Origin of the sequence: Pseudothauera rhizosphaerae (genome assembly GCF_004801305.1) — a bacterium.
Classification (GTDB): Bacteria; Pseudomonadota; Gammaproteobacteria; order Burkholderiales; family Rhodocyclaceae; genus Pseudothauera; species Pseudothauera rhizosphaerae.
Map to the genome: position 1 here is coordinate 28,567 of NZ_SSOD01000015.1, position 13,371 is coordinate 41,937.

Genomic DNA, 13,371 nt, shown 5'->3' on the forward strand with positions numbered 1-13,371 from the left:
CCTCCCGAGAAGATGAGAATGATAATCATGACTGACATCCACATCAATCCGGCCCGGCGTCCTCAGGCCGGGCGCGCGCCGCGGGCAGCCTCGCCCCCGGCCGGGCGGCGCAGCACGCGCCGCAGCCATTGCTCCACGTCGTCCGTGCACGTGAACACCGCCGGCACGACCAGCAGGCTCAGCAGTGTCGAGGTCATCAGCCCGCCGATCACCGCGATCGCCATCGGCGAGCGGAAGCTCATGTCCGCCCCGCCCAGGCCCAGGGCCACGGGCAGCATGCCGGCGCTCATGGCCAGCGTGGTCATGATGATGGGACGGGCGCGCTTGTGGCAGGCGTCCAGCAGCGCGTCGATGCGGGAGAGGCCGCGCTCACGGCGGGCGACGATGGCGTATTCCACCAGCAGGATGGAGTTCTTGGTGGCGATGCCCATCAGCATGATGAGCCCGATCAGCGAGGGCATGGACAGCGCCTGCCCGGCGAACAGCAGGCCGGCGAAGGCGCCGCCCAGGGACAGGGGCAGCGCGGTGAGAATGGTCAGCGGGTGCAGCAGGTCCTTGAACAGCAGCACCAGCACCACGTAGATGCTGACCACGCCGGCGATCATCGCCAGACCGAAGCTGGCGAAGAGTTCGCCCATGATCTCGGCGTCGCCCACGTCGATGGCGCGCACGCCGGGCGGCAGGGCCCGGATGGCCGGCAGCGCCTGCACGGCGGCGGTGGCCTGGCCCAGCCCGACCTCGCCCAGTTCGATCTCGAAGTTGATGTTGCGCGTACGGTCGTAGCGCTTGATGACCGCCGCGCCGCCGCCCATCTCCACGCGGGCGACCTCGTTCAGGCGCACCGGGCCGCTGCTGCCCGGCACGTCCAGGCGTTCCAGCAGCGCCAGGTCTTCCCGCGCGCCGTCGTCCAGGCGCACCAGGATGGGAATCTGGCGCTCCGGCAGGTTGAGCTTGGGCAGGTACTGCACGTAGTCGCCCACGGTGGCCACGCGCAGGGTGTCGGCGATGGCGGCGGTGGTCACGCCCAGGTCCGCAGCGCGGGCGAAGTCCGGGCGCACCACGATCTCCGGGCGCACCAGGCTGGCGCTCGACCCGATGTTGCCCAGGCCGGGGATGGTGCGCAGGTCGCGCCCCACCGCACGGGCGGCCTCGGCCAGGGCCCGCGGGTCGTCGCCGGCGAGCGCCAGGATGTACTTGTCGTTGGACCCGCCCAGCCCCACCCTCACCCGCAGGCCCGGCAGGTCGGCCAGGGCCGCGCGCAGGCGCTGCTCCAGTTCCTGCTTGCGCGGGCGCTCGCCGCGCGGGGCCAGGCGCAGGGTCAGCGTGGCGTGGCGCACCTCGCCGGAATCGCCCAGGGCAAAGGGGTCGGCGCCCGCGCTGCCGCCGCCGATGGTGGTGTAGATGCGCTCCACGTGGCCCACGTCCAGGGCCCGCTGGCGCGCCAGTTCGGCCGCCGCCAGGGTGTCCTGCAGGCGGCTGCCGGGGGGCAGTTCCAGCTTGATCTGGGTCTGCGCGTTGTCGTCGGGCGGGATGAAGCCCGAGGGCAGCAGCGGAATCAGCGTGAGCGAACCGATGAAGAAGGCCAGCGCCGCAGCCAGCGTGATCCGCCTGTGGTGCAGGCACCATGCGGCCAGGCGCATGTAGGCCGCGAGCCAGCGCGGCTCCCGCGCCTCGCCGCGGGCCGGCTTGAGCAGGTAGGCGGCCATCATGGGCGTGAGCAGGCGCGCCACCACCAGGGAGGCGAACACGGCCAGCGCGGCGGTCCACCCGAACTGCTTGAAGAACAGCCCGGCGATGCCGCTCATGAAGGCGGTGGGCAGGAACACCGCGATCAGCGTGAAGGTGGTGGCGATCACCGCCAGGCCGATCTCGTCGGCCGCCTCCATGGCCGCCTGGTAGGGCGTCTTGCCCTGCTTCAGATGGCGGACGATGTTCTCCACCTCGACGATGGCGTCGTCCACCAGGATGCCGATCACCAGGGACAGGGACAGCAGGGTGATGACGTTGATCGAGAAGCCGAACAGATGCATGCCGATGAAGGCGGGGATGACCGACAGGGGCAGCGCCACGGCCGAGATCAGCGTGGCGCGCCATTCGCGCAGGAAGAGCCAGACCACGGCCACGGCGAGCAGCGCGCCCTCGATGAGCATGCGCATGGAGCCGTCGTATTCGTCCCGGGCCACGTCGACGAAATCCACGGTCTGGGTGAGCTGCAGCGTGGGATGCGCGCGCTGGATTTCCGCCAGGGCCCGCAGCACGCCCTCGCCCACCTCGATCTCGCTCGCGCCGCGGCTGCGGGAGACCTCGAAGCCCACCACGGGGCTGCCGTCCAGCAGCGCCGCGGAGCGCACTTCCGCCACCGTGTCGCCCACCGTGGCGAGTTCGTCCACCCGCACGCGGCGGCCGTTGCCCAGCGTGAGTTCCAGGGCACCGATGTCCGCCGCGTTCCCCACCGTGCCCAGGGTGCGCACCGGCTGCTCGCCGCCGCCCAGATCGGCCCGCCCGCCCGCGCTTTCCATCTGCACCCGGCGCAGTTGCTGGGACACCTCCAGCGCCGTGGCGCCCAGGGCCTGCAGGCGCACCGGGTCCAGCGCCACGCGCACCTCGCGGGTGGCGCCGCCCACCCGCGTCACCGCACCCACGCCGGGCAGGGCGAGCAGACGCCGGGTCAGGGTGTCGTCCACGAACCAGGACAGGGCCTCCACGTCCATGTCGGGCGCAGTGAGGGCGAAAGCCTGGATGGGCTGGGCGGACATGTCCAGCTTGTTGACGATGGGGTCGCGCAGGTCCGCCGGCAGGTCGGCGCGCACGCTGCTGACGGCCGAGCGCACGTCGTCCACCGCCTCCTGCAAGGGCTTCTCCAGGCGGAACTCGGCCAGGATGGTGGCGCTGCCGTCCAGCAGCGTGGAACTGATGTGGCGCAGCCCCTGGATGGTGGCGATGGCGTTCTCGATCTTGCGCACCACCTCGCTTTCGAGCTGTTCCGGCGCCGCCCCCGGCAGGCTGACGCCGACCGTCACCATGGGCAGGTCCATGTCGGGGAAGTTCTGCACCTTCATGGCCCGGAAGGCCATCAGGCCGGCCGCCGTGAGCAGCACGAACAGCATGGCCGCGGCCAGCGGATTGCGGATCGACCAGGCGGAGAAATTCATCGGCCGGCCGGCACCACTTGCACCACGTCGCCGTCGTCCAGGAAGGCGCCGCCCCGCTCCACCACCTGCGCCTGGGCCGTCAGCCCCTGCACCGCGACCCGCTCACCCTTGTGCGGACCGGGCTGCACGCGGACCAGGCGCACGCGCTTGCTTTCCGCTTGCTCGTCCACGACGAACACGTGGCTGAAGCCGTCGCGCACCACGACGGCCTGCTGCGGCACGGTGAGGGCACCCTGTTCGCCGAGCAGGAATTCCCCGCGCGCGAACATGCCCGGCCGCAGGGCGGCGGCCTGCTCCCCGGCGTCCGGTTTGCCGGCGTCCGGTTTGCCGGCGTCAACTCCCGGCAGCGGCGGCAGATCCACGTAGACGAGGGCGTAGCGCGTGTGCGCATCCACCGTCGGGGCGATCTGGCGCACCCGCCCTTCCACCCATTCTTCCCCCCGCTCCCCGCCGCGGGCTGCCACGCGCGCCATCAGCCCCGGACGCAGGCGGGCCAGTTCGGCCGCGCCCACCTGGGCGCGCCATTCCAGGCGCCCCTGGCGCAGCAGGCGGAAGAGTTCGCCGCCCATGCCCACCACCGCCCCCACGCTCGCCACGCGGGCCGAGATCACGCCGTCGTCGGGCGCCAACACGCGGGTGCGGCGCAGGCGCAGTTCCTGGGCGGCCAGTTCGGCGCCGGCCACTTCCACGCGGGCCTCGGCGCTCTGTTCCGCCGCCAGGTGGCGGGCCACCTGCTGCTGCGCCATCGCTCCGCTGCCGGCGAGGTTCCGCGCCCGGGCCGCGTTGTCGCGGGCCTCGATCAGCAGGGCCTGCGCCTCGCCCAGGGCGGCGCGCGCCCGGGCCACGTCGGCGCGCACCATCTCGTCGTCGAAGACCGCCAGCACCTGCCCGGCGCGCACCCGGTCGCCCACGTCCACGAGGACCTCCCGCAGGCGCAGGTCGGCCACGTCGGAGCCGATGATCGCCTCCTGCCAGGCGGCCACGTCGCCATGGGCGGCCAGCGTGAGCGGCAGGGTTTCGGCCCGGGGCGCGGCCGTGGTGACGGCCAGCGCGGGCCGCGGCGGCGCATCCGGCGCGGCCGCGGCCTGCGGCGCGCGCACGGCGATCCAGGCCAGAACCGCGCCCAGCAGGGCCAGTGCAAGGGCGGCGACTGCGATGTGCCGGCGTTCAGGACGCATGCGCGGACCGGTTGGTGCAGCGTTCACAGCGCTCCACCTCGATGATGGGGTGATGGACATGGGCCAGTCCGTGCAGGCGGGCGCGGTAGTCCGCGGGCGTGGCCGGAGCGTGGCTGACCACGCTGGCGACCAGCGTCCATGCGCCCTGCCCCACCGACCACAGGTGCAGGTCCACCACCCGCGTGCCCTCCACGCTTTCCAGCCGTTCGCGCACCTGGCTGCGCAGGCTGTCCGGGCCTTCGGCGTCCAGCAGCACGGCGCCGGTCTGGCGCAGCAGGCCCACGGCCCAGCGCAGGATCACCAGGGAGGCCACCAGCGCGATGACCGGGTCCAGCCACCACCAGCCCCACAGCCAGGCCGCGAGCAATCCGATGATGGCGGCCACGGAGGTGACCGCATCCGCGATCACATGCACCAGCGCGGCCTTCAGGTTGTGGTCCTGGCGCGGTGCGTGCGCATGGGCGTGTTCGTCGTGGTCGTGGTCATGCTCGTGCTCGTGGTCGTGGTCGTGGTCGTGGTCGTGGTCATGGCCATGGTCGTGATGGTGGGCGTGGGCGTGCCCATGATCGTGGTCGTGCCCCCCGGCGAGCAGCCAGGCGGAAGCCAGGTTGACCACCAGGCCGACCACCGCCACCGCCATCGCTTCCAGGGGCCGCAGGGGCTGCGGTTCGATCAGGCGCCGGACGGACTCCACCACCAGCCACACGGTGGTGGCGCCGAGGAAGAGCGCACTGGTATAGGCCGCCAGGTCGCCGATCTTGCCGCTGCCCAGGCTCAGGCGGCGGTCGTCGGCGTGGCGGCGCGCCAGGTAGTAGGCCGTGCTGGCCAGCCCCAGCGCCAGGGCGTGGCCGCCCATGTGGATGCCGTCGGCGAGCAGTGCCATGGAACCGGTGATCCAGCCGCCGACGATCTCCGCCGCCATGGTGGCCAGCGTGAGCAGCGTGACCCACAGGGTGCGGCGTTCCGCCTCGTGCTTCCCGCCCTGGCCGAAATCGTGGGGGTGATGGCTGTGGCGGACGGTTTCGCACCGGGCCGGGTATTCGGGCAGCGAGTGGGCGGTCATGATGGCAAGCATGCGGGACGCGATGGAGGCTAAGGATAATCCAGAGACGGTTCATCCGGCGCGGCGTTTCGATGGAGGCCGGGCACGCCGGCCGCCGGGCTAGGGCCGTTCTGCGTTGTCCGCGGGCTCCCTCTCGTAGGCAGGCCAGTCATCGAGCAGCAGGGAATGCGGCGCGGCGGCGGGCACGCTCCAGGGCACGGGCGCGGCGTCGACGCCTTCCCAGCCGCCGTTGCGCCATTGCCAGCGCTCGCCGCTCACGGCGCCGTCCCGCCGGTGCAGGTCGACGGCATGGGGCGGGCCGAGGAACAGGGCCGCCTGGTCCGTGCCGGCGGCCTCGCCCAGCGGGCCGGCCACGTCCTGGCCGGCGCGCACCGCCGCCAGCAGCGCGGCGAAGGATGCCGGGGTCTGGCGCGCGCTCCAGGCCAGCGCGGCGAGCGGCGCGTATTGCGCGGCCCAGCCGTCGGCCAGGGCGGTGGACAGCGGGCCCACCGGCACCTCCGCCGCCGCCAGATCCTGGGTCACCCGGACGGCGCCGCGCCCCAGCAGGGCTTGCAGCGCGGCGGCGCCATCGGCCTCGGCCACGCACAGCAGACCCAGGGCGCCGGGCAGTCCTGCGCTCAGCCAGAGCGCGCCGGAGCCCTGGCGCAGATCGGCGGCGTCGAGCACCGCCCGCCGGGCGAGCGCGGCGGCGATATCGACGCGGCGCACCTGGCGGCCGGTCCCCTCGCCGGCGACGTCCCAGTGGGGCGCTTCGGCGAGCAGCAGCACATTGGCCGCCAGCGCGGCGTCCTCCGTGCCGGGCGGCAGGCCGCGCGGCCACTGGGCCACCGCCGCGACGGCCGGCACCCCGTCCAGATGCCGTGCGACGCAGGCGCGCATGGCGGCCAGGTCGTCGGCGATCACCGCGGCATCGGCGCCGCGGCCGGCGTCGTGGATCAGCACCACGCCGTTCGCCTCGGTGCGGCGTGCGTCCTCCGGCGCGTGCAGCGCGGCGAAGTCGAGCAGGCCGTCGATTTCGCCGCCGTGGACCTCGGACTCGCCTTCGATACCCACGCGCCAGCGCCAGCGGCCGGCCGGCGCCACCGCGTCGGCGGGCAGCGATGCGGCGTAGGCCGGCAGCACGAACCCGGCCGGCAACCCGTGGCGTTCGCGGTCGGCGGGGACGCGCGGCACGCGGCCGGCGTCGAGGCCGAGGCGCGGCATCACGTCTTGGGCACGCAGCCACCAGGCGTCGCCCACCAGCCATGAGGGCCGGCGCCCGGCGTCCCAGCCCGCGGCCGGCAGGCGCCAGGCGATCTCGACCGTGCAACCGGCGTCCCCGGCGCAGGCGGACAGGGGGATGGACAGGTGATCGTCTTCCGCCGTCGCCGCCGCCGGCTGGCCCGCGACGCGCGCCGCGACGAGTTCGAAGCCGATCGGCAGCAGGGCGTGGAGTTCGCCGCCGGCGGCGCGCACGCCGTCCAGCCGCCAGTCGCCGCGCAGCTCGCGCGCGGCCGGACGGACGGTCAGCGCGACCTCGCCGCCCGCCACCGAGAACGCGCCCTGGCGCGGCAGCCAGCGTTTCTCCCAGGCGGCGTCCTTGGCCAGGGTTTCTTCGTCCGTCTCGTAGCCGCCCTCGACGACGTAGCGCTGGTGCAGCCATGCCGACAGGCCGCCGATGGCGACCACGCCGGCCACGGCGCCGATGCCGGCCAAGCCGAACGCGCTGGCGCGCAGGTGCCGCAGGCGCGGCCGCCAGCCGAGGTCGGTGCCGCGCCGGGTCGCCAACGCCGTCACCGCCAGCAGCAGCCCGGCCACGGCAAGCTTGAAGCCGTCGCTGGCGAGAAGCTTTTCGCACCAGGGCGCGAAGCCGGTCAGGCCCGACAGCGCGATGGGGACGCCAATGCCGATCTGGTGCGGCGGATAGTTGATCACTTCGGTCTCGAAATTGACCACCGCGATGAAGGCGGCCAGCACCGCCGCAGCATGGGCGGTGCCCGCATGGCGGATCAGCGCGTGCAGCAGCAGCGTGATCGCGGCCAGTTCCAGGATCGGGGGCAGCAGCACGGTGAGTTGATAGGCGAGCGGCAGGACGACGCTGGTCGAGCCGCCGGTCAGGAGGCCGACCAGGGCCGCACCGAGAGCCGGCACCATCACGCAGGCCGTGCTCGCCGCCAGCGCGGCGGCGGCGCGGCCGGCCAGGCGCACGCCGTCCGGCGCGGGCGCGGCGTCGAACATCTCGACCAGGCCGGGCTGTTCGTCGCGGCGTGCGATCAGGCCCACCAGCGCCGCGACCATGAAGACGATGATGAGGTAGAAGGTGCGCGACAGCACCGGCGAGATGAATTCCGGCCGGGCCACCATCGGCCCCCAGGCATGCTGGACGCCGTGCACGAAACCGGCGGCGACGGCCAGCACGACCAGCAGGCCCAGGGTCGGCCACAGCCAGCGCCGGGCGAGCACGTACCTGACCTGCCAGACGGCCTCGGCCAGCGCGGCGCGCAGCCAGGTCGCGCGGACGACCGGGCCGGGTAGCGCGGCGCGTTCCGCCGCCGGTGCGCGGGCGTTCCGGCGCGGCGCAGCGGCCCTCTCCGCGCGGCCGAGCACCAGCGCCTCGCGGCTCGCCCGTGCCACGGTAAAGGCGAGCAGCAGCAGCGGCAGCAGGCCCCAGATCACCCGGTTCCAGGCCAGCGCCGGCACCAGCGGCAGCAGCGCGGTGCTCTTCTCGTGGGGCGTCCAGTGGTCCACGACCCGGTGCTCGACCTCGGCGAAGCCCGAGGGGTCGAGCACGGTGACCAGGAAGGGGTCGGCATGGCCTTCCTTCAGCACGATCATCGACACCATCCAGAAGGCCATCAGCGCGGCGGCGACGGCGAACGGACCGCCCACGCCGCGGGTCTTCATCGCCGCGACGAAATACAGCGCGCCGGCGCCCGCCGCCAGCGGCAGCGTGAAGATCAGGAAGGCCCAGCCGAAGGCGAACCAGGGCAGCGGCGCGACGGAGCCGGGCGGCAGCGCGCCGGCCGCTTCGAGCAGCGGTGCGCACAGGAAGCCGGCGATCTGCGAGGTGCCGAGCACCAGCGCGACGCCGAGCGCGCCCACGTAGCGCGCCGCCAGCAGCGCGCGCAGGGAGACCGGCGCGGCCAGAACGATTTCCTGGAGCCGCACGCCGCGGTCGCGCACGATGGGCTGGGCGAACACCCACGCCCAGGCGAAGAACAGGAAGAAGGCGTCGCCGGCGGTCATCAGGTAGACCAGGGCCGGCGCATTGCGCGGGATGTCCACCGCGCCCATGCTGCGCAGGCTGTCGGCGCTGGTCATGACGAGCAGGATGTAGCCGGTCAGCACCAGGTAGACCAGCGGCACGATGCCGTTCCTGAGGCCGGCGCGGAATTCGTGCCAGGCCTCGCGCAGGAGGAAGTCCATTCAGGCCTCCTCGTCACTGAGGCCGGCGGCGGCCAGCGCGACGTGGTAGGCGTCTTCCAGGCTGGCGCGGTGCGGCGCGAAATCCCCTCCCGGTGCGGAATCGGCCACCACCACGGCCAGCGTGCCGGCCGGCACCGCGGTCAATTGCACGGCCTCCGGCAGCGCCTCGCCGCGCGGCACCACGCGCGACCACAACCGGCCTTCCAGCGCCGCACTCAATTCCGCAGGGGTGCCTTCCGCGACGATGCGCCCGCGCGCCAGGATCGCCAGCCGGCCGCAGAGGTTCTCCACGTCCTCGACGATGTGGGTGGACAGCAGCACCACGGCCTCGGCGGCCACGTCGGCCAGCACGCGGTGGAAGCGATTGCGTTCGGCCGGGTCGAGCCCGGCGGTGGGTTCGTCCACGATGAGCAGGCGCGGCGAGCCGATCAGCGCCATGGCGATGCCGAAGCGGCGCAGCATGCCCCCCGAATAGTCGGCGACGGCACGCCCCGCCGCGTCGGAAAGGTTGACCCGTTCGAGCAGCACCTCCACCTCGGTGCGGCGCGCGGCGCGGTCGGTGCGGCCCTTCAGCCAGGCGAAGCGTTCGAGCAGGTCGCGCCCGGAGACGCCGGGGTAGGCGCCGATCTGCTGCGGCAGGTAGCCCAGCCGCGCACGCAGGCGCTGCGGCGCGGCCAGCACGTCCTCGCCGTCGAGGTGGATACTGCCCCCATCCGGGGTCTGCAGCGTGGCCAGCGTGCGCATCAGGGTGCTCTTGCCGGCGCCGTTGGGGCCGAGCAGGCCGTAAAGGCCGGGCGCGACCGTCAGGTCCACGCCGGCGAGCGCCTTGACGCCGTTGCCGTAGGTCTTGGTCAGGCCGCGGATCGCCAGGCCGGAGGGGTTGGACATGGAGGAGTCTCTCCGTTCTTGGAATGGGGTCGGGAAAACGTTCAGGCGGAAGCCGGCGCGGTCGCACCCGGCAGGTGCCAGTCCTTGACCCGCGCCTGCGCGTCCCACATGGCGCGGTAGCGGCCGCCGGCGGCGAGCAGTTCGGCGTGCCGCCCCTGTTCGACCAGGCCGCCGCCGTCGATGACGAGGATGCGGTCGGCCGCGGCGATGGTGGAGAGCCGATGGGCGATGACGATGACGGTCCGGTCACGCACCAGGGCGTCGATGGCCTGCTGCACGGCGACCTCGCTCTCGGTGTCGAGCGCCGCGGTGGGCTCGTCCAGGATGACGATGGGAGCATTCTTGAGCATGGCGCGGGCGATGCTGATGCGCTGGCGCTCGCCGCCGGAGAGCCGCCCGCCGATGTCGCCGACGCGCGTTGCGTAGCCCTCGGGCAGGCGGGTGATGAAGTCGTGGCAGTAGGCGGCGCGGGCCGCGGCTTCCACCTCCTCGTCGGTGGCCCCGGGCTTGGCCATGCGGATGTTGGCGAGGATGCTGTCGTCGAACAGATACACGTCCTGGAACACCGCCGAGATCAGCGCGTTGAGCCTGTCCGGCGGGATGGCGCGGACGTCCACGCCGCCGATCAGCACGCGCCCGCGCTGCGGGTCGGCGTGGCGCATCAGGAGCCGCGTGACGGTGGTCTTGCCCGCGCCCGAGGGGCCGACCAGGGCGCTCAGGCTGCGCGCCGGCAGGGTCGCGTCGAAGCCCCGCAGCGCCGGGCCGTCGCCGCGGGCGTAGCAGAAATCGACGTCCTCGAAGCGCACGTCGAAGGACTGCGGTTCCTGCGCCGGGGTGAGTTGCGGCAGCGGTTCGATGGCCAGCAGCGCCTCGATGTGGCGCAGCGCGGCTTCGGTCAGGTCGATGACCTGGGTGTAGAGTACGAAGGTCGCCAGCGGCTCGGCGAAACGCATCACCACCACCAGCACCGCCGCCAGCACGGCGATCTCCAGCGTGCCCATGACGGCGAAGGTCACCCCGGCGCAGGCCACCAGCAGCATCGCCAGTTCCATGACACTGGCCATGACCAGGTTGGGCTTGGCCCCTTTCTTCTGGCCGATGGCCTGAATCTGCTGCAGGTGGGCCAGGCTTTGCCGCAGGCGCTGGAACTTCTCCCCTTCGCGGCAGGCCGCGCGCAGCACCGGCAGCCCCTGGGTGTATTCCAGGATGTCGGCGCTGGTGCGGCGGTGGGCCTCGGCCACCATGCGCTTGCCCCGGCCGAAGGCCGGCCGCCGCCAGCGGTAGAGCGGGATCAGCAGCGGGAAGGTGAGCAGCAGGATGAGGCCCAGGCGCCAGTCGATGGGCAGCAGGGCGAGCGCGACGACCACCGGCGTGATCAGTGCGGTGGCCATCATGTTGGCGATGGTGAGCACGTAGTGGAGGTTCTCGTCCACGCTGCCCAGCAGGGTCGAGTTGATTTCGCCCGCACGTCTGTCCTGCAGCACTTCGAGCGGGATGCGGCGCAACTGCTCGCCCAGCAGGGTGCGCAGCTCGTGGGTGTTGGCCGTCATGTCGCCGCGGTAGTCGAAGCCCTGGGCCCACCAGCGCAGCACGGTGCTGACCAGCATCAGCACCGTCATCGCGGCGAGCCAGCCCAGCGTGGCGCCGGCATCGCGCTGCGTCAGCAGGGCTTGGAACAGGGGCGGCAGGCAGGCCAGCGCCAGGCCCTGGACCGCCGCGGCCAGCGCCAGCCCGATGAGGCTGGCGCGCAGTTGCGGCGCATGGCCGCGGGCGCTTCTCAGCAGTTGCCGCCAGGTTTCGGCGAGCGGCGTCACCGCCATGGAATCCGCTGCGGGGGATGTCATCCCGGTCATGGTGCCGTTCCTTCCGGTACTCGGGCGGTATCCGCAGACGCGGTGCCGCCCAGCGCCCAGTGCTGGGCCTTCTCGTAGTTGCCCCACAGGCGCGCATACACGTCGTGGCGGGCGAGCAGTTCGTCATGGCGCCCGGCCTCGGCCAGGCGGCCCTGGTCGAAGACCAGGATCTGGTCGGCATCGCGGATGGTGGACAGCCGGTGCGCCACCATCAGCACGGTCTTGCCGCGCATCAGGTTCGACAGCGCCGCCACCAGCGCGGCCTCGTTCTCCGGATCGGCGAAGGCGGTGGCCTCGTCCAGCACCAGGATCGGCCGGTTCTGCAGGATGGCGCGGGCGATGGTGATGCGCTGGCGCTGGCCGCCGGAGAGGAAGATGCCGCGCTCGCCCGCGGGCGTGTCGTAGCCCTGCGGCAGCGCCATGATGAAGTCGTGGGCCTGCGCCGCCTGCGCCGCGGCGATCACGTCTTCGAGCGGCGCGTCGGGCCGCCCCAGGCGGATGTTGTCGGCGATGCTGTCGGAGAACAGGAAGGTGTCCTGGAACACGAAGGCCACCTGCGTCATCAGGGTCTCCGGCGCCATCCCGCGCACGTCCACGCCGCCCACCAGGATGCGTCCGGCGGTCACGTCCCAGAAGCGCGGGATCAGCCGCGCCACCGTGGTCTTGCCCGCACCCGAGGGGCCGACCAGCGCGGTGACGCTGCCCGGCGGCGCACTGAAGCTCACCTCGCGCAGCACCTCCGGGCCATCTTTCGTGTAGCGGAAGCTCACCGCCTCGAAACGCACGCCGGCGTCGGCCGGGCGCCTGGCCGAAGCGGCGTCCGGCACGGGCATGGGCGGCGTGGCGAGCACTTCGTGGATACGCCGGATGCTGATGCCGGTCTTGTTGACCAGGTGCTTGAGGGACATCAGCGGCAGCATGGATTCGGCCATGCCGCTGCCGATCAGCAGCACCGCCAGCCAGGTGGCCGGCGCCAGCGCGTCGCGCCAGACGAGCCAGGCGCCCAGCCACAGCAGCACCGCCAGCGTGGGCATGGGGTTGAGGATGGCGAGCGAGAAGCGCGAGGCGAAACCGGCCTGGCGATACCAGCGCGTGACCATCTCCAGATAGCCTTCCAGCGCGCGCTGGTAGCGCCCGAAAGTATCGTTGCCCGAATCGAAGGTGCGCACCACCGGCATGGCCTGGACGAATTCCACCACCGCGGCGCTGACCCGCTCGCGCGCTTCGTTGTACTGGCGCATCAGCTCGGTGCTGTCGCGCATCGCCAGCCCCAGCACGATGAAGCCGAACACCAGCACGGCCGTGGCAGCCAGCGCCAGGCGCCAGTCGAGCAGCCACAGCGCGACGAAGGTGGCGAGCGGCGCGACGTAGGCGCGGGCGTAGAGCGGCGTGCTGTCGGCGACGAACACGTGCAGGGCGCGCACGTCGTCCTGCATGATCTTGGCCAGCGCGCCGGATCCCATCTGCTGCGCCCAGCCCAGGGGCACCCGCGCCAGGTGTTCGGAGAGGCGGGTGCGCAGGATGGTCTCCAGGCGGAAGGCGGCGTAGTGCGACTGGTTGAAGGCGAGGAGCCGCAGCGTGTAGGCCGCGACGGTCAGCGCCGTGGCCGCCGCCAGTCCGTGCCATGGCCATTCCCCCGGCCGGGCGAAGAGTTCATGCACGACCCAGGCCAGCGCGCCCAGGGCCAGCAGCGAGGCCAGCGCGCTCAGCGAGGCCAGGAACATCGCAAAGCGTATCTGCCCCCGCACCGGGCGCATGATGGCCCAGACGCCGGGGACGGCAGCGGTCGTGGTGGTGCGATCGGTCACGGAATCTCCTCCCGGCGCGGCCGC

Annotated in this window: 7 protein-coding genes; all 7 read right to left on the reverse strand. The window is 72.7% G+C overall.

Annotation, left to right across the window (positions count from 1 at the left end; genetic code table 11):
* Nucleotides 1–62: 62 nt before the first annotated feature.
* Nucleotides 63–3,152 carry an efflux RND transporter permease subunit gene (locus E6O51_RS16650; RefSeq protein WP_136386135.1) on the reverse strand — a complete coding sequence of 1,030 codons (3,090 nt, stop codon included), beginning with the start codon at nucleotides 3,150–3,152 and terminating at the stop codon, nucleotides 63–65.
* Nucleotides 3,149–4,330 (reverse strand): efflux RND transporter periplasmic adaptor subunit, encoded by a 1,182-nt coding sequence (locus E6O51_RS16655; protein ID WP_136386136.1) that lies wholly within the window; start codon nucleotides 4,328–4,330, stop codon nucleotides 3,149–3,151. The genes E6O51_RS16650 and E6O51_RS16655 overlap by 4 nt, the downstream gene beginning before the upstream one ends.
* Complete coding sequence (gene dmeF / locus E6O51_RS16660; RefSeq protein ID WP_168735303.1) at nucleotides 4,320–5,405, reverse strand: CDF family Co(II)/Ni(II) efflux transporter DmeF; 1,086 nt, start codon at nucleotides 5,403–5,405, stop codon at nucleotides 4,320–4,322. Before dmeF ends, E6O51_RS16655 begins: the two co-directional genes overlap by 11 nt.
* An 87-nt stretch (nucleotides 5,406–5,492) precedes the next feature.
* Entirely contained in the window at nucleotides 5,493–8,798 is a 3,306-nt protein-coding gene (locus tag E6O51_RS16665) for an ABC transporter permease family protein (RefSeq protein ID WP_136386137.1), read from the reverse strand.
* The gene (locus tag E6O51_RS16670) at nucleotides 8,799–9,686 is read right to left on the reverse strand and encodes an ABC transporter ATP-binding protein (protein ID WP_136386138.1); all 888 of its coding nucleotides are present in this window, start codon (nucleotides 9,684–9,686) and stop codon (nucleotides 8,799–8,801) included.
* Nucleotides 9,687–9,727: 41 nt separating this feature from the next.
* Complete coding sequence (locus E6O51_RS16675; RefSeq protein WP_230976824.1) at nucleotides 9,728–11,539, reverse strand: ABC transporter ATP-binding protein; 1,812 nt, start codon at nucleotides 11,537–11,539, stop codon at nucleotides 9,728–9,730.
* Nucleotides 11,536–13,347, reverse strand: a complete 1,812-nt coding sequence (locus E6O51_RS16680) for an ABC transporter ATP-binding protein (RefSeq protein WP_330997920.1) — start codon at nucleotides 13,345–13,347, stop codon at nucleotides 11,536–11,538. Before E6O51_RS16680 ends, E6O51_RS16675 begins: the two co-directional genes overlap by 4 nt.
* Nucleotides 13,348–13,371: the final 24 nt, after the last annotated feature.

Excerpts from the sequence above, each read along its gene's own strand:
- E6O51_RS16650 (WP_136386135.1), bottom strand. The coding sequence starts at position 3,152 with ATGAATTTCTCCGCCTGGTCGATCCGCAATCCGCTGGCCGCGGCCATG.
- E6O51_RS16655 (WP_136386136.1), bottom strand. The coding sequence starts at position 4,330 with ATGCGTCCTGAACGCCGGCACATCGCAGTCGCCGCCCTTGCACTGGCC.
- dmeF (WP_168735303.1), bottom strand. The coding sequence starts at position 5,405 with ATGCTTGCCATCATGACCGCCCACTCGCTGCCCGAATACCCGGCCCGG.
- E6O51_RS16665 (WP_136386137.1), bottom strand. The coding sequence starts at position 8,798 with ATGGACTTCCTCCTGCGCGAGGCCTGGCACGAATTCCGCGCCGGCCTC.
- E6O51_RS16670 (WP_136386138.1), bottom strand. The coding sequence starts at position 9,686 with ATGTCCAACCCCTCCGGCCTGGCGATCCGCGGCCTGACCAAGACCTAC.
- E6O51_RS16675 (WP_230976824.1), bottom strand. The coding sequence starts at position 11,539 with ATGACCGGGATGACATCCCCCGCAGCGGATTCCATGGCGGTGACGCCG.